The 21586-nt window shown below is 68.0% G+C and carries 18 protein-coding genes and 1 pseudogene; 11 read left to right on the top strand and 8 right to left on the bottom strand.

What is annotated here, in order from left to right:
• Positions 1 to 2 precede the first annotated feature (2 nt).
• On the bottom strand, positions 3 to 575 hold the full coding sequence (locus ACFXN1_RS22355; RefSeq protein WP_379463661.1) for a heme-binding protein: 573 nt from the start codon (positions 573 to 575) through the stop codon (positions 3 to 5).
• Between the two features lie 233 nt (positions 576 to 808).
• Here ACFXN1_RS22355 and ACFXN1_RS22350 point away from each other — a divergent pair, with 233 nt between their 5' ends.
• Together ACFXN1_RS22350 and ACFXN1_RS22345 are read left to right on the top strand one after the other, a co-directional pair.
• Complete coding sequence (locus ACFXN1_RS22350; protein WP_379440803.1) at positions 809 to 1984, top strand: sensor histidine kinase; 1176 nt, start codon at positions 809 to 811, stop codon at positions 1982 to 1984.
• A complete protein-coding gene (locus ACFXN1_RS22345) occupies positions 1981 to 2622 on the top strand; it encodes a response regulator (RefSeq protein ID WP_379440801.1) in 642 nt (213 codons plus the stop codon). The genes ACFXN1_RS22350 and ACFXN1_RS22345 overlap by 4 nt, the downstream gene beginning before the upstream one ends.
• A 17-nt stretch (positions 2623 to 2639) precedes the next feature.
• Here ACFXN1_RS22345 and ACFXN1_RS22340 read toward each other — a convergent pair whose 3' ends face one another.
• The 3 genes and pseudogenes from ACFXN1_RS22340 to ACFXN1_RS22330 all read right to left on the bottom strand — a co-directional run.
• The gene (locus ACFXN1_RS22340; protein ID WP_379440808.1) at positions 2640 to 3275 is read right to left on the bottom strand and encodes an RNA-guided endonuclease InsQ/TnpB family protein; all 636 of its coding nucleotides are present in this window, start codon (positions 3273 to 3275) and stop codon (positions 2640 to 2642) included.
• Positions 3276 to 3280: 5 nt separating this feature from the next.
• A complete protein-coding gene (locus tag ACFXN1_RS22335; protein ID WP_379440800.1) occupies positions 3281 to 3976 on the bottom strand; it encodes an RNA-guided endonuclease TnpB family protein in 696 nt (231 codons plus the stop codon).
• A gap of 494 nt (positions 3977 to 4470) precedes the next feature.
• A pseudogene (locus tag ACFXN1_RS22330) lies at positions 4471 to 5033 on the bottom strand (acyl-CoA dehydrogenase); the annotation flags it as partial.
• A 356-nt stretch (positions 5034 to 5389) separates the two neighbouring features.
• On the opposite strand from ACFXN1_RS22330, the gene ACFXN1_RS22325 reads away from it, so the two are divergent.
• The 3 genes from ACFXN1_RS22325 to ACFXN1_RS22315 are packed head-to-tail and all read left to right on the top strand — an operon-like array spanning position 5390 to position 8024.
• Positions 5390 to 5758: a YidH family protein gene (locus ACFXN1_RS22325; RefSeq protein WP_379400154.1), complete on the top strand. Its 369-nt coding sequence runs from the start codon at positions 5390 to 5392 to the stop codon at positions 5756 to 5758.
• Positions 5755 to 6126, top strand: a complete 372-nt coding sequence (locus ACFXN1_RS22320; protein WP_379440798.1) for a DUF202 domain-containing protein — start codon at positions 5755 to 5757, stop codon at positions 6124 to 6126. Before ACFXN1_RS22325 ends, ACFXN1_RS22320 begins: the two co-directional genes overlap by 4 nt.
• Positions 6123 to 8024: an alkyl/aryl-sulfatase gene (locus ACFXN1_RS22315; protein ID WP_379440796.1), complete on the top strand. Its 1902-nt coding sequence runs from the start codon at positions 6123 to 6125 to the stop codon at positions 8022 to 8024. The genes ACFXN1_RS22320 and ACFXN1_RS22315 overlap by 4 nt, the downstream gene beginning before the upstream one ends.
• A gap of 236 nt (positions 8025 to 8260) precedes the next feature.
• Here ACFXN1_RS22315 and ACFXN1_RS22310 read toward each other — a convergent pair whose 3' ends face one another.
• Entirely contained in the window at positions 8261 to 8854 is a 594-nt protein-coding gene (locus tag ACFXN1_RS22310; protein WP_379400151.1) for a TetR/AcrR family transcriptional regulator, read from the bottom strand.
• 205 nt (positions 8855 to 9059) lie between these two features.
• Here ACFXN1_RS22310 and ACFXN1_RS22305 point away from each other — a divergent pair, with 205 nt between their 5' ends.
• Entirely contained in the window at positions 9060 to 11135 is a 2076-nt protein-coding gene (locus ACFXN1_RS22305) for an alkyl/aryl-sulfatase (RefSeq protein ID WP_379440795.1), read from the top strand.
• A gap of 126 nt (positions 11136 to 11261) precedes the next feature.
• Here ACFXN1_RS22305 and ACFXN1_RS22300 read toward each other — a convergent pair whose 3' ends face one another.
• A complete protein-coding gene (locus ACFXN1_RS22300) occupies positions 11262 to 12062 on the bottom strand; it encodes a DUF2127 domain-containing protein (RefSeq protein WP_379440793.1) in 801 nt (266 codons plus the stop codon).
• Between the two features lie 61 nt (positions 12063 to 12123).
• A complete protein-coding gene (locus tag ACFXN1_RS22295) occupies positions 12124 to 13263 on the bottom strand; it encodes an XRE family transcriptional regulator (RefSeq protein ID WP_379440792.1) in 1140 nt (379 codons plus the stop codon).
• Positions 13264 to 13508: 245 nt separating this feature from the next.
• Here ACFXN1_RS22295 and ACFXN1_RS22290 point away from each other — a divergent pair, with 245 nt between their 5' ends.
• Positions 13509 to 13814, top strand: a complete 306-nt coding sequence (locus ACFXN1_RS22290) for a hypothetical protein (protein ID WP_379385993.1) — start codon at positions 13509 to 13511, stop codon at positions 13812 to 13814.
• Between the two features lie 71 nt (positions 13815 to 13885).
• Here the strand turns inward: ACFXN1_RS22290 and ACFXN1_RS22285 are convergent, their stop codons facing one another.
• Positions 13886 to 14779 (bottom strand): PAC2 family protein, encoded by an 894-nt coding sequence (locus tag ACFXN1_RS22285; RefSeq protein WP_379400147.1) that lies wholly within the window; start codon positions 14777 to 14779, stop codon positions 13886 to 13888.
• A 116-nt stretch (positions 14780 to 14895) separates the two neighbouring features.
• Here ACFXN1_RS22285 and metH point away from each other — a divergent pair, with 116 nt between their 5' ends.
• From metH to ACFXN1_RS22265, 4 genes are all read left to right on the top strand, one after another.
• Positions 14896 to 18474, top strand: coding sequence for a methionine synthase (metH, locus tag ACFXN1_RS22280; protein ID WP_379440790.1), 3579 nt, complete (start codon positions 14896 to 14898; stop codon positions 18472 to 18474).
• A gap of 79 nt (positions 18475 to 18553) precedes the next feature.
• The gene (locus ACFXN1_RS22275) at positions 18554 to 20260 is read left to right on the top strand and encodes a serine/threonine-protein kinase (protein WP_379440789.1); all 1707 of its coding nucleotides are present in this window, start codon (positions 18554 to 18556) and stop codon (positions 20258 to 20260) included.
• 83 nt (positions 20261 to 20343) lie between these two features.
• Entirely contained in the window at positions 20344 to 21015 is a 672-nt protein-coding gene (locus ACFXN1_RS22270; RefSeq protein ID WP_379400144.1) for an HAD family hydrolase, read from the top strand.
• Positions 21016 to 21089: 74 nt separating this feature from the next.
• Positions 21090 to 21461 carry an MmcQ/YjbR family DNA-binding protein gene (locus ACFXN1_RS22265; protein ID WP_354832078.1) on the top strand — a complete coding sequence of 124 codons (372 nt, stop codon included), beginning with the start codon at positions 21090 to 21092 and terminating at the stop codon, positions 21459 to 21461.
• The last annotated feature ends 125 nt before the right edge of the window (positions 21462 to 21586 follow it).

Raw genomic sequence — 21586 nt, 5'->3', positions numbered from 1 at the left:
GGTCAGTTACCGAGCGCGGCCACGCCCGCCTGCGCGAACTTCTCGTCCTGATCACCGCTCGGCGCACCCGCGACCCCGATGCCCGCGATCGGCGCGCCACCCTTGGCGGCCACCGGGGCGCCGCCCGCGAGGAACAGGGTGCCCTGGATGTCGGCCAGATGCGGCGCACTGTCGAGGCGCTTGGCCAGCTGCGAGGTCGGCGCGTTCCAGGAGACCGCGGTGAACGCCTTCTGCTGCGCGGACGAGTAGGACTGCGGCCCGGCGCCGTCGCCGCGCAACGTGACGACGGTATTGCCGTCGCGATCCACCACGGCGACCGTCACGTGCTGGTTCTCCTTCACCGCGGCATCCAGCGCGGCCTGCGCGGCCCTGGTGGCGGCGGCGATGGTCAGATGGGTGCTCTGCTGCAGGTTGCCATTGGCGACATCGGCCGCCACCGGGGCCTTGCTGCCCGGGTCCGGATCCTGCGCGTTCACCGACACCACGCCGATCACCCCGGCGGCCACGACCGCCGCGGCCGCGCCGCCGATGACGAGGCGCTTGCGGTTGGAGCTGGACTGCTGCGGGGTGGTCATGATGTCCTCCACGGATTCTCGGGTGAAAGCTGTTCGCTCTGTTCGCATTCCAGCTTGCTGCCCAGGCCGGCCGGGCACATCGACGCAGCGGCCAGGAATTCGCGCGCGGTCCGGCTGATCCCCGTATCAACCGATCGGATGACCCCGGAGGCGGGTGGGGCACGGCAGAATGAGGGTGTTTGTCCATGCCACTGGGTGTTTGCCCACGTCGCTGCCGCCGAGGAGGTGCCCGCATGCCGTCTCCGGACCAGGTGAGCGCGCAGCCCCGTGACGACACCCGGCTGCTGGGCACCATCGTGCACAGCGCTTTCTACGTCCTGCTGGCCGCGTCGATGCTGCGGTTCGTGCTGCGCCACCCCGACAGTGCGCGCATGCCGTGGGTGATCGGACTCTCGCTCGGGCTGGCCGTGCTCTATGTGCTGAGCGAACTGCGCGCCTCCCGTCGTGTGCTGCTGTTCGCGCTGCTGGTGACCGCGTGGGCGGTATTGGTCGTCCTCGCACCGAGTTTCGCCTGGTGCGCGGTGCCGCTGCTCTACACCGGCCTGCGGATCCTCGCGCTGCGTGTCGCCCTCGCGCTGGTCGCCGGGCTGACCGCGCTGGTCGTCTTCGCTCAGTTGAAACTCGCGGGCTGGGCCGATCCCAACCTGCTGCTGGCCCCGCCCGCCGTCGCCGCCCTCAGCACCGCGCTGTTCGTCGGCCTGATCCGCCAGACCGAACGGCAGGCCGCACTCATCGACGACCTGCGCGCCACCCGACGGGAACTCGCCGCCACCGAACGCCGCGAAGGCACCCTCGCCGAACGGCAGCGTCTGGCCATGGAGATCCACGACACGCTGGCCCAAGGACTTTCGAGCCAGCGCATGCTGCTGCAGGCGGCCGACCGGATCTGGGACAGCGAACCGGACCAGGCCCGCGAGCACGTGCGCAGCGCGGCAGCCGTCGCGGAATACAACCTCGCCGAGGCGCGGCGCTTCGTGCACGACCTCGCGCCCACGGATCTGGCCGCGGGCGGGTCGCTGGTCGCGGCGCTGGAGGCGATGGCCGAACGGGAGAGCGGCGACTCGCTCAGCGTGCGCATCCACGTGGAGGGCGCGCCGGTGGGACTGCCCGCGGGCGTGGAGGCGGCGGTCCTGCGAATCGCGCAGGGGGCGTTGGCGAATGCGCGCGAGCATGCGGCCGCGACCGCGGTCACCATCACCCTGACCGACCTCGCTGACCGGCTCGTCCTCGATATCGCCGACGACGGACGGGGTTTCGACCCCGCCGAGACCGCCACCACCGGCGACCGCGGCCACGGCCTGCCCGCCATGCGTGCCCGCGTGCGCCAGCTGGGCGGCACCCTCACTGTCGAATCGGCGCCCGGAGACGGCACCGTCGTCTCCGCCGAAGTCCCCCTGGAGCGGTCGTGACCGAAGCCGAAACCCCTGTCCGCCTGGTGATCTGCGACGACCACGTGGTCGTCCGCGCTGGCCTGCGCGCCCTGCTGGGCAGCACACCCGACATCGACGTCGTCGGCGAAGCGGGCAGCGGCCCGGAGGTGGTCGCCCTCGCCGAGCGTCTCCGGCCGGACGTCGTGCTCATGGACCTCCAGCTCGGCGGCGACATGGACGGCATCGAGGCCACCCGCCGCATCACCGCGGGCGGTGGTGCGACCCCGCACGTGCTGGTGCTCACCACCTACGACACCGACGCCGACATCACCCGCGCCATCGCCGCCGGCGCGACGGGCTACCTGCTCAAGGCCGAACGCCCCGAGGAGCTGTTCGCGGCGATTCACGCGGCCGCGCAAGGGCGTACGGCACTGTCCCCGCCCATCGCGGACCGGGTGCTCAACCGCATGCGAAACCCGCAGCCCGCGTTGACGGCCCGGGAACTGGATATTCTCGGCCAGCTGTCGCGGGGGCTCGGGAATCGGGAAATCGCCCGGGCGCTGCATGTCAGTGAGGCGACCGTGAAGACGCACCTGGGGCGAATCTACGACAAGCTGGGCGTCGACAATCGCGCCGCGGCAGTCGCAGTCGCGAACGAGCAACGGCTCCTGAAGTGAGTCACAGCCGTTACCTCTCAGTGCTCGTTGATGAGCGCTGACTCGGTAGCCGTCACCTCACGGTGGCGGCGTTGAGTCCGGATGGACTCTTCCCGTGGCGATCCGACTGCGCGGGCGGCGAGCCGACCGCGTCTGACACCGGTTCCATCGGGCTGCTCCCGGCGCAACTCGCCGGTGCTCGCCAGTGCGGCGAGGTTCTTCGCGGCGTTCACGTCCCGATCGAGGACGAGTCCGCATGCCGTGCAGAAGTAGGTCCGTTCGGAGAGGGCCAGCTTGGCTTTCGCTGCGCCGCACCCCGAACAGGCCTTGCTGGAGGCGAACCAACGGTCCGCCACGATCAAAGTCTTGCCCGCCCACTCAGCCTTGTATGTGAGCTGACGGCGGATCTCGCCCCAGTTCGCGTTCGAGATGTGCCGGGCCAGACGCCTGTTCCGGAGCATCCCGGCCACGTGCAGATCCTCGATCACGATCGCGTCGGCCTCGCGCACGAGCCGGGTGGTGAGCTGGTGGGTGTCGTTGCGGCGGAGGTTCGCCACTCGCACATGGATTCGGTCTATCTCAGCGGTGGCCTTGCGCCAGCGCTGCGACGGTTGCTGCCGCGTCCTGCGGTCCGGGCCGCGACGGCGAGACGTCTTTCGCTGGGCGCGGCGCAGCCGTTTCAGTTCGCGTTCGAGGTGGGGCGTCCGTTCGGGACCATCTCGCCGGTGGACAGGGTGGCGAGTTCGGTGATGCCCAGGTCCACGCCCACGACGCGGCCACCCGTGGCGGGCGTCGGCTCATGGTCGGGCAGGTCGACGGAGAACGACACCTGCCACCGTCCACGCCGCAACGACAGGGTCGCCGACCGGACGCGGGCGGTCCCGGCCTCGATCTTCCGCGCGAGCTTGCGGGTCGACTCAGCGGTGCGGATGACACCGATGACCGGAAGCTGCACGTGTCGCCGGTCCCGCGCCAGCCCGAATGAGCCGGTCGTGAAGCGGCACGAGAGCGGCGAGCGGTGCTTGGACTTGAACCGGGGCATCCGGGCTCGGCCGTCCTTGCGATTCTTCAGCGCGACCGAGAGATTGGCGCAGACGGTGGCGTACGCCTCCTTGCTGTTCTCCCGCCACCATGGTGCCACCTGGTCTTTCGCGGCGTTCCATGCCTTGCGCAGGCTGTACGCGGAGGTCTCGATCCACGGCGTGCGATCGTGCTCGGGGATGCCGTAGGACTCCTCGGCCTTGCGCTGGTCCCAGTTCGCGCGTACCTGCGCGAGGCACCAGTTGTAGGCGACCCGGACGGCACCGCAGTGCGACTGCATCGCCTCGATCTGACCCGGGGTCGGGTCGAGCACGAACACGAACGGACGGATCACTCCGCCTCCAGCGCCGTTACCGCTTTCGCGGCCCGGCTCGCCGCACACACCGGAATTCGAACCGACCGAGACATGCCGAGCCCTCCCTCGCAGTGCTTTCAGTCGAGCCCGATGTTCCAGGAGCCAAGTCAGTGTTCCATCGAATTCCGAATTGGATCAACCGATTATCCGCCGCTTCCCTCGCCACACCGGCACCCCATCGGCGCGGCTGTCCCCGCAGAGCTTCCAGCGGCATTCGGACGACTCCCGATGCCCAGGGCCGGGTGGGAACGTTGACTCGAAAAGCGAAGGGCTGCTATCGATCACATGCCCGGCGAGTCGTCGGGACGTACCGCTGCGATCCTCGTTCGACCTGAGCACAGGTGATGCTGCAGAGCGGTCGACACGAAGTCGCTATCGTCCGGCCGCCGAGGCTATCCGTGCGGTCGCCCGTCGACCCGAGGGTTCAGCGGCTGGGGTGCGGGCCGATGATGGAGGCGCGCTCCATGATCCGCACAGCACAGCCGGTTCGACCGGTAGTTGCACATGGACACCTGGGCCGACTGCGTGAACGGGCTGTGGCGGTCCATGGCCCACGCGGTCTTGTGGATCGAGGTCCGCAGCATTTCGTACTGGGTGCTCAGCTCCACCATCGGAAACTGGATCGCCTGCTCGGCGGCCAGCGGCGTCCCGAAGGTCTTGCGCTCTTGGAGTAGGCGATCGACCGGTCGATGCAGTATTGCGCCGCTCCGAGACTGGACGCCGCCTGCCGGAGCCGATTCTCGTTGAAGAAATGCTGGACGACCGCCAGCCCACGGCCCTCCCTGCCGAATATCGCGTCGGCCGGCACCCGCACGTCCTTCAGGACGACGTGGGCATGGTCGGTGGGCATATTGAACGTCTACAGGAACTCGGCGATTCGGAAGCCGGGCGTGCCGACCGGGACGAGGAATGCTGTGCTGCCGATGCCGCCTCCCGGGCTCCCGGACGTGCGGGCGAAGATCAGGTCGGCGTCGGCGCGGTGCATGCCGGTGTTAAAGGTTTTCTTGCTGTTGATGATCCAGGAATTGCCGACGCGGGCCTGATGCCGCAACTCCGGTGGGAGCGCGGGCAGGAGCGTCGTCTCCAGCAGATCCGCGAGCGCCGTCAGCAACTCCGGTGCCGTGGGCCGATACTGCATGGCGTGCCTCCGGCAGGAAATCCATTGTTCAGCAGGTAAACCGGGATGGTACGGGACCACGCGGCGCGATGGCCGTGAATTGCGGGCGAATGCCCGCAGTTGCGGGTCGGCCCCGCCGATCAGACTGCGGGGGCATGCGTCAGTTGCCGTGCCCGTGGTGTGTCGAGTATCGAACCCCGTCGCCGATTCGTGGAATGATCGCCCTTACTGATCATTTGCTGTAGTCGGACCGCGATCGCGACACCGGACAGGTGGTGACAGTGGAGAACCAACCCCAGGACAGCGGCGACACGGAACACCCGGAGCTCGACTACCGGTTCACCCTGGCGAACGAACGAACCTTTCTCGCGTGGATCCGCACCGCGCTCGGCCTGCTGGCCGCCGGTGTCGCGGTGCACACGCTGGTACAGCCGTTCCATCACGCCGGGGTGCGGCGGCTGCTCTCGCTCAGCTGCATCGTGCTCGCGGTCGTGCTGGCCGCCGGCGCGTACACGCACTGGCGCGATGTGCAGGACCGGATGGTGCGCGGCGAGCCGCTGGGGAACACGATGCTCGTCCCGATTCTGGCGGGCGGCATCGCGATCGTCTCCGTCTTCGCGGCGATCGCGACGGTGTGGCCATGACCGCGCCGCCCACCTATCCCGCCGAGCGCACCGCGCTGGCCTGGCGGCGCACCGCGATCGCCGCGATGGGGACCGGGGTGCTGTTCGTCAATCATGCGGCGACCAGCGGCTGGCATCCGGCGGCCATCGCGCCCGCCCTCGCGGCGGTCGGACTCATGTTCGTCGCGGGGCTCAGCTTCCTGCGTAACAACTCGCTGCACCACGGGCACTGGGCGCACGGGCAGCGGGTCATCGTCGTCGCGACGGTCGCGGTGCTGGTGGTGTGCGGGGTGGCGCTCGTCATCGGTCTCACCGATCCCGGTAAGCGGCAAGCCTTTTCGATCCCATCGACGTCGGAGATCCCGGCAGTTACAGGAGGCGGACAGTGAGTGCGGTCACCGAACCGAGCACGTTCATCATCGAGCAGAACCAGCGTGCTCTGAAAGAGCTTCCGTTCGACAACACCGCCGACCAGCAGGACGCCGACCGCGGGTTCATCGCCAAGCTGGAGCCCGGAATCGTCAAGGACGACAAGGGGACCGTGGTCTGGGACGACGACTCCTACAGCTTCCTGCAGGGCTCCTGCCCCAACTCGGTGCACCCGTCGCTGTGGCGGCAGTCGGGCCTGGTGGTGAAACAGGGCCTGTACGAGGTGGTTCCGGGCATCTACCAGATCCGCGGCCTGGATCTGTCGAATATGACGATCATCGAGGGCGACACCGGTGTCATCGTCATCGACCCGTTGATCTCGGCCGAGACCGCGAAGGCGGGCATGGATCTGTATTTCGCGCATCGCGGCCGGAAGCCGGTGACGGGCATGATCTACACCCATTCGCACGTCGATCATTTCGGCGGTGCGATGGGTGTGATGACCGTGGAGGACGCCGAGTCCGGGCGGGTGCCGGTGGTGGCGCCGGCCGGATTCCTCGAACACGCTGTCGCCGAGAACGTCTACGCGGGCACCGCCATGGCCCGGCGCGCGGCCTACATGTACGGCGCGGCGCTGCCGCGCGGTCCGAAGGGTCAGGTCGGTGCGGGGCTGGGGCAGACCACCTCGACAGGCGGTGTCACGCTGATCGCTCCGACCCTCGACATCACCCACACCGGGCAGGAGCAGACGATCGACGGCGTGCGCATCGTCTTCCAGATCACCCCCGGCACCGAGGCGCCGTCGGAGATGAACTTCCACTTCCCGGGCTTCCGCGCACTCTGCATGGCGGAGAACGCGACCCACACGCTGCACAACCTGCTGACGCTGCGCGGTGCGCTGGTGCGTGACCCGCACGTGTGGTCCACCTACCTCACCGAGTCGATCAACCTGTTCGGCCGCGAGAGCGACGTCGTCTTCGCCTCGCACCACTGGCCCACCTGGGGCACCGAGCGGCTGGTCGAGTACCTGGAGTTGCAGCGCGACCTGTACGCCTACCTGCACGACCAGACGCTGCGCCGGCTCAACCAGGGCTACGTGGGCAGCGAGATCGCCGAGATGATGGAAATGCCTCCGGCGCTGCTCGATTCGTGGGCCGCACACGGCTACTACGGGTCGGTCAGCCACAACGTGAAGGCCATCTATCAGCGGTACATGGGCTGGTTCGACGGCAATCCGGCCCACCTGTGGGAGCACCCGCCGGTCGAGGGGGCCAAGCGGCACGTGGAGTTCATGGGCGGCGCGGACGAGGTGCTGCGCAAGGCGCGCAAGTCCTTCGACGAGGGCGACTACCGGTGGGTCGTGCAGGCGGTCAACTACGTGATCTTCGCCGACCCGTCCAACCAGGCCGCCAAGGCGCTGCAGGCCGACGCCTTCGAACAGCTCGCCTTCGGTGCGGAGAACGGCCCGTGGCGCAATTTCTTCCTCTCGGGCGCCTACGAGCTCCGCAACGGCAAGTTCGGTACGCCGACCAAGGCCAGCTCGCCGTCCATGATGGCGGCGCTCACCGTGGACCAGGTTTTCGACGGCATGGCGCTGCGGCTCGACGGTCCGAAGGCCTGGCACGAAAAGGCCACCAGCGACTGGGTTTTCACCGACGAGAACCGCACCGTCCGGCTGCAGCTGCGCAACGGCGTGCTGTTGCACTGGGATCGCCGCGACGGTGACAAGCTGCCGGCCCCCGACGTCACCTTCACCCTGACCCGGCCCACCCTGATCGGCGTGCTGCTCGCGGGCGAGGACCTGCAGGCGGCCGTGCAGGCCGGACGGCTCAGGATCGACGGTGACGTCCAGGCCTTCGCCAAACTGGTGGGCCTCTTCGACCAGCCCGACCCGGACTTCGACATCGTGACCCCGTAGCAGCGGACACGAGTGGGTCCGGCCGCGAAACCGGCCGGACCCCACTGCTTTGTGGGCTGTCCGCGCGGTAGGCATCGGTCCTCCTGCGCCGAAGCGGACGGCCCGCAATCAGCCGTCATCGGCAACGTAGCGGCAACGCATGAAGGTTTGCTGAATTCCGGACCCCCGAGTCACCCGCGACGGGTGGGGCGGGGGTCCGTGGCCGGCGCGGCGGTCGCCAACGGTGCTCGGCCGGTTCAGCGTTCGAGGGTGAGCATGGCGGTGAGCGCGCGGCCGACCGCCTCGGAGGCGGCGCGTTTGGACAGACCGCGCCGGTCCATCAGATGGTGGCGGTACGGCCAGCCCACGGTGGCGTCGACGAGATCGAGCAGCTGCTCGCCCTCGGCGTAGTCCAGTTCCGGTGCGAAGGCGCGGGTCAGCGCGTCCCGAATCCGCTTGTCGGTCAACCGCATCCGGGTGTCCACCGCCGGGGTGCGCAGGGATTCGATGAGCCCGAGCACCCGGGGCTCGCGCTGCAGCGTGAAGATGGCCTCGCTCTGGCGCACCACCGCCTCGATGCGCTGGGCCAGTGGCAGTTCCGGGTCGATCTCGGCCAGCAGCGCCTCGACCTGCTCGGACTGCTGATCCACCGCCGCGGTGATCAGCGCTGTCCGGGTCGGGAAGTGCACGAAGATACTGCGTTCCGACACCCCGGCGCGCTCGGCGATGCTGCGGGTGGTGGGGTCGAACTCACCGTCGTGGACCGCCGACAGCAGTCCCTCGATGATCGCCCTGCGGGTCTGTTCCGGGTTGCGCCGCCGCCGTGGGCCGTCGCCTTTGCCCTCGCTCATGACGAGAATCCGATCACATCTGGCCGCAGCGCGTGCACGCAGGTCCGGCGGAGGGCTCGCGGGGTCATGGGTGGTGTCACACGGCCATCATATTGCAGCAACACTGCAATAGTGATGTACTGTGGCGGCGACGGCAGAACGGCAGCGAATGATCGGCTACTCCTGCTGTCCGGCACACCGACCGCATGGAGACAGGAGAGCGCTGATGACCGACGCGGACCTCACGAACAACGGCGACGACCGCAAGCCGGGCGGCTTCACGGTGTCGCGGCGGGGGGTGTTCGGGGTGGGCGCGGCCGCACTGGTGGCCGCCGGTGTCGGAGCCGCGGTCGCGGGGTGTGACAGCAACGGCGACAACGGTTCCGCCGCCGAGCGGACCAGCAAGGATCCGGTCGATCCGAGCGGCCACATCGTCGACCAGCAGCATCGGGCGCAATCCGCATTGCCCTTCGCCGACAAGCAGGACTTCACCGACACCGACAAGGGCTTCATCGCCAAGCTCGAGCCGGACGTGGTGCAGGACGCCACTGGAAAGGTGATGTGGGACAACGATTCCTACGGATTCATCCAGGGCACCTGCCCCAACTCTGTGCACCCCTCGCTGTGGCGGCAGTCGCAGCTGGTGGTGAAACAGGGCCTCTACGAAGTGGTTCCGGGCATCTACCAGATCCGCGGTCTCGACCTGTCGAACATGACGATCATCGAGGGCAGAACCGGCATCATCGTCATCGACCCGCTGATCTCGACCGAGACCGCCAAGGCGGGCATGGACCTGTACTTCGCACACCGCGGTCAGAAGCCGGTGACCGGCATGATCTACACCCACTCCCACGTCGACCACTTCGGCGGCGCGCTGGGTGTCATCAGCCTGGAAGACGCTGCCTCGGGCCGGATTCCGGTGATCGCGCCGCAGGGCTTCGTGGAGCACGCGGTAGAGGAGAACGTCTTCGCCGGTACCGCCATGGCCCGCCGCTCGGCCTACATGTACGGCGCGGCGCTGCCGCGTGGTGCGAAGGGCCAGGTCGGCGCGGGCCTGGGCATGACCACCTCGGTCGGCACCGTGAGCCTGATCCCGCCGAACAGGGACGTCACCCACACCGGCCAGGAAGAGACCATCGACGGGATCAAGGTCGTCTTCCAGATCACCCCGGGCACCGAGGCGCCGTCGGAGATGAACTTCTACTTCCCCGACTTCCGTGCGATGTGCATGGCGGAGAACGCCACCCACACCCTGCACAACCTGGTCACCCTGCGCGGCGCGCTGGTTCGCGACGCGCACGTGTGGTCGCAGTACCTGACCGAGACCATCACCATGTTCTCCGACAAGTACGACGTCGCCTTCGCCTCGCACCACTGGCCCATGTGGGAAGCGGACAAGGTCACCGAATGGCTGTCGCTGCAACGGGATACCTACGCCTACCTGCACGACCAGACCCTGCGCATGCTGAACCAGGGCTACACCGGCATCGAGATCGCCGAGATGATCCAGATGCCGCCGGCCATCGAGAGCAAGTGGTACAACCACGGCTACTACGGATCGGTCAGCCACGATGTGAAGGCCATCTACCAGCGCTACATGGGCTGGTTCGACGGCAACCCGGCGCACCTGTGGGAGCACCCGCCGGTCGATTCCGGCAAGCGGCACGTGGACGCCATGGGCGGTGCGAGCGGGGCGTTGAAGGTGGCACGCAAGGCCTACTCCGACGGCGACTACCGCTGGTGCGTCCAGGTTCTCAACTACCTGATCTTCGCCGACCCGGACAATGAGAAGGCGAAGATGCTGCAGGCCAGCGCGTTCGAACAGCTCGGCTACGGCTCGGAGAACGCCACCTGGCGCAATTTCTTCCTCTCCGGCGCCTACGAGCTGCGCAACGGCACCTTCGGCACCCCGACCAAGGCCAACTCCGCCGGCATGATCAGCGCCCTGAGCGTGGACCAGGTCTTCGACTCCGCGGCGTTCCTGATCAACGGCCGCAAGGCGTGGGACCTGCACCTGGTCAACGACTGGATCATTACCGACCAGAACCGGACCTACCGCACCGAGCTACGCAACGGCGTGCTCATCCACTACGTGATCCCCGCCGACTTCAAGGGTCCGGCCCCGGACGCCACCTTCACCCTGTCCCGGCTGGAGCTGATCGCCACCATGACCGGAACCAAGGACATCGTGAAGGAGATCCAGGCCGGCGCGATCAAGGTCAGCGGCGACCCGGCCAAGCTGAAGCAGTTGAAGGATGTCATGGACAAGCCCGACCCGAACTTCAACATCGTCACCCCGTAGTACTCCGCGCGGTGGAATGCCGCGGCGTGACGGGAGTTACCGGGGGCGTCACGCCGCGACACACATGAATAGATGTGGGGGTTACAGCGTCGGTCTCGGCGTGCCCGAGTGACCGGGCCGCGCGGGTCACGGTGCGCGCTGGGTGACGATTCGCTCGGTACGCTGCTCGGCTTGCGCTGCGACGGCGGCGCGTTCGACGGTCATCAGGCTCTCGGAGTGATGCTCTGCGTGATACTTGGCGGCCCCGCCGTTGAGGCCGAACAGCCGCTTGCTCCACAGCAGCCAGATCACCGCGGCGACATTCACCAGCAGCGCCCCGGCCCGCAGCACGGTGACCTTCTCGGTGAGCTCGTAGATCTCCAGCGGCAGGAAGATGGAGGTGGCGATGACCGCGAAGTATTCACCCCAGCGCTTGACCAGCCACAGGCCCACCGCCTCGATGAGTTCGATGGCGGCATAGGCGAACAGGCCGACCGCGATCCAGATCAGCACGTTCGGCGAGAGCGTGAAGGCCTTGTCGATGCCCCGGATGATCTTGGAATGGTCCGGGTTGAAACCGATCTGGTCGGCCAGCTGCCGGATCAGCGGAAGATCCTTGTCCCAGTTGGACTTCCAGTGCTCGCGGGAGCCGCGCAGCTTCAGCACACCCGCGCCCAGCAGAATGAACACGATGCCGCGGATGACGCGCTCGGCGGCCAGCAGCCGCATGATCAGGCGGTCGCGCAGCAGCCGGCCGCGCGGCACCTCGGGCGCGTCGTCGGCGGGACCGGTGCGGCGCGGCTCGCCCGGCACGAAATCCCCGCAACGCAGGCAGCGCCAGGATTCACCCGCCGGGGTGGCGACGTGGAGGCGTGCCGCGAGCTCGGGCTCGGTGGGAGCGTAGGTCTCATGCCCTCGGGCAGCGCAGGTCCACAGACTGAAGTCCATGCGCGTGAGCGTAACCGGTGGGCGCGCGCCGAGGGTGTCTCGGCGTGCTGCGAGGGAGGTGTCAGCCCGCGGCCAGTGCGCGCAGCTGATCCAGATAGGTCCGGGTGCGCGGATCGCCGGGGAAGCGCTCGATCATCTCCCGCGCCGTCTCACCCGCGATCCACATGAGCGAGGGCAGCGAGCGGCGCTTGCCGGCGAAGGCCCGCACGCCCTCGTCGAGGGCGAGCTCCAGATTGCGATCGCGGATGGCGACCACCGCCAGCGTCAGGTGCGCCTCGGCGACCCGCATGGGTCTGCGGATGCTGCCGTCGGGGCGGGTGGCGGTCAAGATCACCTGCCGGGCATAGTTTTCCGCGAGCCGGTCGTCCCCGGCTACCCGGCAGCAGTCCATGGCGTAGAAGTCGAACTTCTGCGGATCGACCACGAAGTGATTGTCCAGATTGGACGGATGCTCGATGGTGTCCAGGATCGAACGGCCCTGGGCGAGCGCCCTTTCCACCTCGCGGCGGTCACCGAGCCGTGCCCACGCCTTGGCGCGCTGTGCGGCCAGCTGGACGCCGACGCCCAGGTGGTCGGTGGTGCTGTGCGCGGCCTCGGCGGTCTCGATGGCGCCCCGGTAGTTGGCCTGCGTGAGTGCGAACCAGGCGGCCATTTCGGCTCCCCAGCCGATGATTTCGGCGTGCTCGGCCTCCTGGCCGAGGGAGAGCGCGGCCCGGCGGGTCGCCTCGGCGGCGGTGCGCCAGCCGAGATCGTAATCGGCGCAACCGACCAGCAGGGCAACCCATCCGGCCAGCACCAGGACCTCCCGATGCTGCGCGAGAGTCAAGCGACCGTCCAGTAGTGAAGTGATGCGCCGCAGCCACGCCGTACCCTCGGCATGCAACTCGTGCGGATCGGCGCACGGATACTCCGAACACAGCCGATCGGCGGTGATGCGAATGGCGTCGAGCGTAGAGGCGGACACATCGGACATACGTAGTCGCCCAATGAATTCCAGCGTGTCCATCCCCGTGGCCGAGAGCATCTCGTCGTCCCGATTGGGCCGCGCTTTGGGAAAGAAGGCGGCCGTCACCGTATCGAAAGCCGCCGCGATGATCGGAGCGTAGAAATCGTCCGGCCGCGATTCCCCGGACTCCCAGCGCCGCCAGTTGCGCAGAAGTGTGCTGTCCGTTGGCAGATTGTGGCTCGATTTGCCCCGCATGGCACGGATCGCATCGGCTTGAGACCATCCCCGAGTATCACGTTCGGCACGCATTCGGACGGCCCAGACAGGTCGATCGTCACCGGCGGACACGCTCTGTAGTATCTCACCAGTTAACGAAGGATGGACCCGGATAGGGCATCTCGATGTCAGTGGGTTGACATCTGCAATTGCATTCGTGATTACGCCAAACTGTTCAGCAGGGCACATTCATGACAGCGATCCCCAATCCAACGGAGGTTCGGGTGGAAGCGTTGATCTATGGGTACGTGCGTGACGATCTGGCCGACGGCCGCAGCGAAGAGCTGGAGAACGCCATGTGCGGGCTCGCTCAGTCCGCCGGCCTCTGCTTCGCCGCCACGTTCCATGAATCGACCCCCGGCGACGGTACCGCGTTCGCGGAGCTGACGGCCGAACTCAAGCGTGCCGATGCCCACCACGTGGTGGTGCCGTCGCTCGATCACCTTGCGGGGCAGACCATTCCGCGCGACCTTCTGATCGCGAAGCTGGCCCACGAGGCCTCCGTCAAGATCTGGGCCGTAGAGCACTAGCCGTCGAAACGAACGCCGCACCTGCGCGTGAACGCAGGTGCGGCAATGGTTTCGGTGTCGGAAGCCCCGTGTCAGAGACCGAAGCCGCCCCGTCCGCGGCGGCGCAGGTACTTCTCGAACTCGGCCGCGATGGCGTCACCGTCGATCTTGGCCATGGCGTCGTTGATGTCGACCTCGGCATCGCCGCGCTCCTCGAGCGAGCGCACGTACTCGGCGATCTCCTCGTCGCCGGCGGTCATCTCGTTGACCGCGCCCTCCCACTCCTCGGCCTGCTCGGGCAGACCGCCGAGCGGCACCTCGACATCGAGGACGTCCTCGACCCGGTGTAGCAGGGCGATGATGGCCTTGGGGTTGGGCGGCTGGGAGACGTAGTGCGGCACCGCCGCCCAGAAGGAGATGGCCGGGACGCCCGCGCGCACGCACGCGTCCTGCAGCACTCCGGTAATACCGGTCGGTCCCTCGTAGCGGGTCTGCTCCAGGTTGAAGCGCTCCGCGGCTTCCTTGTTGTAAGCGGTCCCGGTTACCGGAACCGGCCGGGTGTGCGGAGTGTCGGCCAGCAGCGCGCCCAGGATCACCACCGTGGACACCCCGAGCTGCTCGACGAATTCGAGGATGTCGTTGCAGAAGCTGCGCCAGCGCATATTCGGCTCGACGCCCCGCAGGAGCACGACGTCCCGATCGCTGCCCGGGGGCGAGCAGACCGACAGCATGGCCGCGGGCCACTGGATCTCGCGGGTCACCCCGTCCACCTGCCGGACCGTCGGCCGGTTCACCTGATAGTCGTAATAGTCCTCGGAGTCGAGCTCGGCCAGCGGCTGCGCGTCCCAGATCAGTTCCAGATGCTCGACCGCGCCACTGGCGGCATCGGCCGCATCGTTCCAGCCTTCGAAGGCGGCCACGAGCACCGGATCCCGCAGCGTAGGCAGGTCCGATTCGGGTGGCACCGGGGATTCACTGGCGTTCACCCGGTCAGCCTACGGTGTGCGTAGACGCAGTGTGCATGCGACGCGCAATGTAGGAGTTGGGGTAGCACCGCACACCGGCGCAGGGATTGTCGGCGTCTCCCACTACTCTTGAGTACATGTCTGTACGCAGCCGCGCCGAATTCGACACCACCCTCTTGGACACGCTCAGACGGCGTGTCGTGATCGGGGACGGTGCGATGGGCACGATGCTGCAGGCCGCGGATCTCACTCTCGACGATTTCCGCGGCCTCGAGGGATGCAACGAAATCCTCAACGACACCCGCCCCGACGTGCTGCGCCACATCCATCGGGCCTATTTCGAGGCCGGCGCCGATGCCGTCGAAACCAATACCTTCGGGTGCAACCTGCCCAACCTGGCCGATTACGACATCGCCGACCGCATTCGGGACCTGTCCGAGCGCGGCACCCGCCTCGCCCGCGAGGTGGCCGACGAGATGGGACCGTCCGCCGACGGGACTCCCCGGTACGTGCTGGGTTCCATGGGCCCGGGCACCAAGCTGCCCACCCTGGGCCACGCGCCCTACGCCGCCCTGCGCGACGCCTACAGCGAAGCCGCGCTCGGCATGCTCGACGGCGGCGCCGACGCCATCCTCATCGAGACCTGCCAGGACCTGCTGCAGGTCAAGGCCGCGGTCACCGGAAGTCACCGGGCCATGGACCAGGCCGGGCGCCGGATCCCGATCATCACGCACGTGACCATGGAGACCACCGGCACCATGCTGGTCGGCTCCGAGATCGGCGCGGCGCTGACCGCACTCGAGAAGCTCGGCATCGACATGATCGGGCTGAACTGCGCCACCGGTCCGGACGAGATGAGCGAGCATCTGCGGCATCTGTCCAAGCACGCGCAGCTGCCGGTGTCGGTCATGCCGAACGCCGGTCTGCCGATCCTGGGTGCGAACGGCGCGGAGTACCCACTGACGCCGGAGGAGCTGGCGGTCGCACTGAGCCAGTTCGTGTCCGAGTTCGGGTTGTCGCTGGTCGGCGGCTGCTGTGGCACCACGCCCGAGCACATCCGGCAGGTGGCCGAGGCGGTGCGCGAGGTCCAGCAGGCCAAGCGGGATCCGGTGCACGAGCCGAGCGTGTCGTCGATCTACAGCTCGATGCCGTTCGAGCAGGACGCCTCGGTCCTGATGATCGGTGAGCGCACGAATGCCAACGGCTCCAAGGCTTTCCGGGACGCCATGCTGGCCGGCGACTGGCAGAAGTGCCTGGACATCGCCAAGGACCAGACCCGCGACGGCGCCCACATGCTGGACCTGTGCGTGGACTACGTGGGTCGCGACGGCGCCGCCGATATGACCGAGCTGGCCTCCCGGCTGGCGACCGCGTCCACCCTGCCGATCATGCTGGACTCCACCGAAACCCCGGTGCTGAAGGCCGGTTTGGAGCACCTGGGCGGGCGCTGCGCCATCAACTCGGTGAACTACGAGGACGGTGCGGGGCCGGATTCGCGGTTCCAGCAGACCATGGCGCTGGTCGCCGAACATGGTGCGGCCGTGGTGGCGCTGACCATCGACGAGGAGGGCCAGGCGCGCACCGCCGAGAAGAAGGTGGAGATCGCCGAGCGCCTCATCGCCGACATCACCGGCAACTGGGGGCTCGACGAGTCCGACATCATCATCGACACGCTGACCTTCACCCTGGGCACCGGCCAGGAGGAGTCGCGGCGCGACGGCGTCGAAACCATCGAGGCCATCCGCGAACTCAAGAAGCGGCACCCGGATGTGCAGACCACGCTGGGTCTTTCGAACATCTCCTTCGGCCTGAACGCGGCCGCGCGGCAGGTCCTCAACTCGGTGTTCATGAACGAATGCGTCGAGGCGGGCCTGGATTCGGCCATCGTGCACGCCTCGAAGATCCTCCCCATGGCGCGGATTCCGGAGGAGCAGCGGCAGACGGCACTCGATCTGGTCTACGACCGGCGCACCGAGGACTACGACCCGCTGCAGAAGCTGATGGCGCTGTTCGAGGGCGTGTCGGCGGCCTCGTCGAAGGCGTCGCGGGCCGAGGAACTGGCGGCGCTGCCGCTGTTCGAGCGGCTCGAGCGGCGCATCGTGGACGGCGAGAAGGCCGGTATGGACGCCGATCTGGATGCCGCGATGGCCGAGGTGCCGCCACTGCAGATCATCAACGAGACGCTGCTGGCGGGCATGAAAACCGTTGGCGAGCTGTTCGGTTCGGGGCAGATGCAGCTGCCGTTCGTGCTGCAGTCGGCCGAGACCATGAAGACCGCGGTCGCCTACCTGGAACCGCACATGGAGGCCACCGACGATTCCGGCAAGGGCCGCATCGTGCTGGCCACCGTCAAGGGCGACGTGCACGACATCGGCAAGAATCTGGTGGACATCATTCTGTCCAACAATGGCTACGAGGTCGTGAATCTCGGTATCAAGCAACCGATTTCGACGATCCTGGATGCCGCCGTGGACAAGAAGGCCGATGTCATCGGCATGTCCGGGCTGCTGGTGAAATCCACCGTGGTCATGAAGGAGAACCTCGAGGAGCTCAACAGCCGCGGTGTCGCGGAACAGTTCCCGGTGCTCCTGGGCGGCGCGGCGCTGACCCGCGCGTACGTGGAGAACGACCTCACTGCGGTCTACGACGGCGAGGTGCACTACGCGCGTGACGCCTTCGAGGGTCTGCGGCTCATGGACGAGATCATGACCTTCAAGCGCGGCGGCGCGGCCGACCCGGATTCTCCGGAGGCGCTCGCCGCCCGCGAGAAGGTCGCCGAGCGCAAGGCCCGCCACGAGCGGTCCAAGCGGATCGCCGAGCAGCGCAAGGCCGCCGAGGTGCCGGTCGAGGTGCCCGAGCGCTCGGATGTGGCCGCGGAGCTGCCGGTGCCGACGCCGCCGTTCTGGGGTTCGCGCATCGTGAAGGGCCTGTCGGTCAACGAGTACTCGAGCCTGCTCGACGAGCGGGCGCTGTTCCTGGGCCAGTGGGGCCTGCGCGGCCAGCGCGGAGGCGAGGGACCTTCGTACGAGGAGCTGGTGGAGACCGAAGGCCGTCCGCGTCTGCGGTACTGGCTGGATCGGCTGACCGCCGAGGGCGTGCTGCAGCACGCCGCGGTGGTGTACGGCTATTTCCCGGCCGTGTCCGAGGGCGACGATGTGATTGTTCTCACCGAGCCGAATCCCGATGCGCCGGAACGCTTCCGGTTCACATTCCCGCGTCAGCAACGCGACCGGTTCCTCTGCATCGCCGATTTCATTCGCTCACGCGAGTACGCGAAGCAGACCGGTCAGGTGGATGTGCTGCCGTTCCAGCTGGTCACCATGGGTAAGCCGATTGCCGACTTCGCCAATGTGCTGTTCGCGGGCGACAATTACCGCGACTATCTCGAGGTGCACGGCATCGGCGTGCAACTCACCGAGGCACTCGCCGAGTTTTGGCACCGCCGGATTCGGGAAGAGCTCACACTGGAAGGACATTCGGTCGCCGACGAGGATCCCGCCGATGTGTTGGATTACTTCAAACTCGGATACCGTGGCGCGCGGTACTCGTTCGGCTATGGTGCCTGCCCGGAGCTCGAGGATCGGGCCAAACTCGTGGAGCTGCTGGACGCCGGCCGGATCGGAGTGATGCTGTCGGAGGAGTTGCAACTGCATCCGGAGCAGTCCACGGATGCGTTCGTGCTGCTGCATCCGGAAGCCAAGTACTTCAACGCTTAAGATTTTCACCAGATTTCCGGGCTTCGCGCAAAGTTGCAGGGGTGCTCGGCGCGAAAGCCAGCAGGAGGGGCACAACCACATGAGCGCAGACCGGCTGATTGCGGGGCGGTACCGGCTAACGGATCCGATCGGCACCGGTGCTATGGGGGTCGTGTGGCGCGCGACCGATGTTCGGCTGCGGCGCACGGTCGCGGTCAAGCAATTGCTGCTGACACCGGGGCTGACCCGGTCGCAGGCCGTCGAGGCCAGGATGCGGGCGATGCGTGAGGGGCGCATCGCGGCGCGACTGCATCATCCCAACGCCGTCACCGTGTTCGACGTGGCGGAGGAGGACGGCCAGCCCTGGCTCGTCATGGAATACGTGGACGCCGTCAGCCTGGCGGCGCTCATGCGGGAGAAGGGCAAGCTCGAGCCGGTCGAGGTGGCGCGGATCGGGGCCAAGGTGGCCGAGGCGCTGGCCGCGGCCCACAAGGCCGGGATCGTGCACCGGGATGTCAAGCCCGCCAATATCCTGGTGGCCGACGACGGGACGGTGAAGATCACCGACTTCGGCATCTCGCGGGCCACCGGGGACGTGACCGTCACCTCCACGGGGTTCCTGGCGGGCACGCCCGCCTACCTGTCGCCGGAGGTGGCGCGGGGCGAGAACCCGGAGCCCACCTCCGACGTGTTCGCCCTGGGCTCAACGCTTTACGCGGCGGTCGAGGGGAAGCCGCCCTTCGGTGAGGGCGACAACCCCCTGGCGGTGCTGCATTCGGTGGCGCGCGCCCAGGTGCCGCCGCCGACCCATGCCGCGGCGCTCGCGCCGGTGCTGATGGACCTGCTCGCGGCCGAGGGCGCGGACCGGCCGACCATGGTGCAAGCGGCGGAACGGCTGCAGGCGGTGGCGGAGGGGCGGGCCCCGGCCGTGCCGATCCAGCAGACCAAGGTGCTGCCCGCGATGAGTGCCGCTGCCGCCGTGGACGGTTCGGCCGCCACGACGGTGATGTCGACCTCGCGCAGCGGCGCGCCCAGCAATGCCACCGACGCCACCGTGCATGTTGATATGGCCACGCATGCGTCGCCGCCGCGCGGGACGGTGCCGGGCACGCCGCCGCCGGGCGCGACCGGGGGAGCGAAAACCGGTGGCGCGGACCGGAATCCGCGGCGGCTGGTGCTGGCGGCGGCCGGCGTGGTGGCCGCGCTCGTGGTGGCCGTCGTGATCGCCGTGTCGGTCAGCCACAACAGCGGTGGCGGCAACCAGCCGCTGGCGAGCAACGGCGGCTCGGTCGGCGCGGGGGCCTCGCCGATTCCGGCGACCTCCCCGGACAATATGGGCCAGGCCGACGGCGGCACGCAGCCCACGCACACCGGCGAGGCGGGTGCGGCCACCCACGCCCCGACCACCACGCCCGCGCCGACTTCGTCGGTGGCGCCCACCTCCTCGGCCCGGCCGAGCACGACCACCGTGCCGCCGTCCTCGACGACACCGTTCGGCCCGCCGCCGGCGACCTCGGTGGCCTCGTTCATCCAGGGCTACTACGGCATGCTCCCCGGCAATGTGAGCGGTGCGTGGTCGATGCTGTCGCCCGGCTACCAGTCCTCCACGGGCGGCTACAACGCGTACGCGCAGTTCTGGGGCGGCATCTCGTCGGTGAGCGTGGGCGCGATCACGCCCAACGGCGACAACCGGGCGGTGGTGGCGCTGACCTACGTGCTCAAGAACGGGCAGGTGTCCACCGAGAACCGGTGGATCCAGGTCGACTCCTCGACCGGGCACCTGATGATCGCGGCCTCGGGTCTGTGATCGGTCCCCGATAGGCTGAACCGGCTCCGCCCCGCGGCGGAGCCGGTTTTTTGGTTCAGGTGGTGTGGAAGGAGTGCGAGTCGGTGGCGCGGTTGGACGCGGTGTTGTGGGACATGGACGGAACGCTGCTGGACTCGGAAAAGCTCTGGGACATGGCATTGCGCGAACTGGCAGGCGAGTACGGGCGGGCGCTGACCGACACGGTCCGGCACGCGCTGATCGGCGCGTCCGGCCCGAACGCCTTCCGGATTCTGTTCGAGGGCTTGGGTATCGAGCACACCCCCGAGGCGGTCGCCACGGCCTCGGACTGGATGGAGCGACGGGTCACCGAACTGTTCCACGGCCCGGTGCCCTGGCGTCCCGGCGCGCGTGAAGCGCTGGAAATGGTGCAGGCCGCAGGCATTCCGATGGCCCTGGTCACCAACACCAAGCGGTCGCTGACGGAGTACGGCCTGAACACCATCGGCCGCGAGTTCTTCGGCGCCACCGTCTGCGCCGACGAGGTGCCCCACGGCAAGCCCGCCCCGGACGTCTACCTCCGAGCCGCCGAACTTCTCGGCGTCGCGCCGGAAAACGCGGTCGCCATCGAGGATTCGCCCACCGGCTCGATCGCCGCCCAGGCCGCCGGCTGCGCGCTCCTGGTGGTGCCGTGCGAGGTCGCGGTCCCGGACGCCCCGGGCCGAACCTTCCGGGAGAGCCTGGTCGGGTTGACCATGACCGACCTCGGCGATCTCGTCCCCGCCGGAATCGGCTGACTCCGAACACCATGACCCCGCCGGGGTTCCCATTCGTCCAAGGCTGCGGGCTATTCGTCGCCTAGCCTGCGGGTATGGAGAGCGTGCTGGCGTTGCTGCGGGGTGTGTGCACCGGGCTGCCCGAGGTGACCGAGCGGGTCAGTCACGGGGAGCCGTGCTGGTTCGCGGGTGGGAAGAAGATGTTCGTGATGTTCGCGGACCATCATCATGACGAGCGGGTCGGATTCTGGTGTGCGGCACCGGCGGGCGTGCAGGAGGAGTTGGTGGCCGCCGAGCCGGAGCGGTTCTTCCGGCCGCCGTATGTGGGGCATCGCGGGTGGCTCGGCGTGTATCTGGATACGGCCGTGGAGTGGGACGAGATCGGGGAGATCGTCGAGGACGCCTATCGGGTGGTGGCGGCGAAACGGCTTGTGGCGGAGCTGGATCGGCGAATGGCGTCCGAGTGACGTGGACCGAACCGCCGGTATCTCCCGGGACGTTCCCCCTTTTTTTGGTGCGCTCCACCGGCGCAAAAAAGGCCTTAAGTCTCGTACGACGGGTTTTGTGGTTTCCCCCTCCCGGCAACTCCCGT

Source organism: Nocardia sp. NPDC059154 (assembly GCF_042755705.1).
Taxonomy (GTDB): domain Bacteria; phylum Actinomycetota; class Actinomycetes; order Mycobacteriales; family Mycobacteriaceae; genus Nocardia.
The sequence above is the reverse complement of the archived record's forward strand: the minus strand, read 5'-3'. Positions and strand labels throughout refer to the sequence as shown.

What these genes read in the sequence shown, in the direction of transcription:
- ACFXN1_RS22305 (WP_379440795.1), top strand. Translation starts at nt 9,060, where the DNA reads ATGACCGACGCGGACCTCACGAACAACGGCGACGACCGCAAGCCGGGC.
- ACFXN1_RS22300 (WP_379440793.1), bottom strand. Translation starts at nt 12,062, where the DNA reads ATGGACTTCAGTCTGTGGACCTGCGCTGCCCGAGGGCATGAGACCTAC.
- ACFXN1_RS22275 (WP_379440789.1), top strand. Translation starts at nt 18,554, where the DNA reads ATGAGCGCAGACCGGCTGATTGCGGGGCGGTACCGGCTAACGGATCCG.
- ACFXN1_RS22265 (WP_354832078.1), top strand. Translation starts at nt 21,090, where the DNA reads ATGGAGAGCGTGCTGGCGTTGCTGCGGGGTGTGTGCACCGGGCTGCCC.
- ACFXN1_RS22295 (WP_379440792.1), bottom strand. Translation starts at nt 13,263, where the DNA reads ATGCGGGGCAAATCGAGCCACAATCTGCCAACGGACAGCACACTTCTG.
- ACFXN1_RS22350 (WP_379440803.1), top strand. Translation starts at nt 809, where the DNA reads ATGCCGTCTCCGGACCAGGTGAGCGCGCAGCCCCGTGACGACACCCGG.
- ACFXN1_RS22320 (WP_379440798.1), top strand. Translation starts at nt 5,755, where the DNA reads ATGACCGCGCCGCCCACCTATCCCGCCGAGCGCACCGCGCTGGCCTGG.
- ACFXN1_RS22310 (WP_379400151.1), bottom strand. Translation starts at nt 8,854, where the DNA reads ATGAGCGAGGGCAAAGGCGACGGCCCACGGCGGCGGCGCAACCCGGAA.
- ACFXN1_RS22355 (WP_379463661.1), bottom strand. Translation starts at nt 575, where the DNA reads ATGACCACCCCGCAGCAGTCCAGCTCCAACCGCAAGCGCCTCGTCATC.
- metH (WP_379440790.1), top strand. Translation starts at nt 14,896, where the DNA reads ATGTCTGTACGCAGCCGCGCCGAATTCGACACCACCCTCTTGGACACG.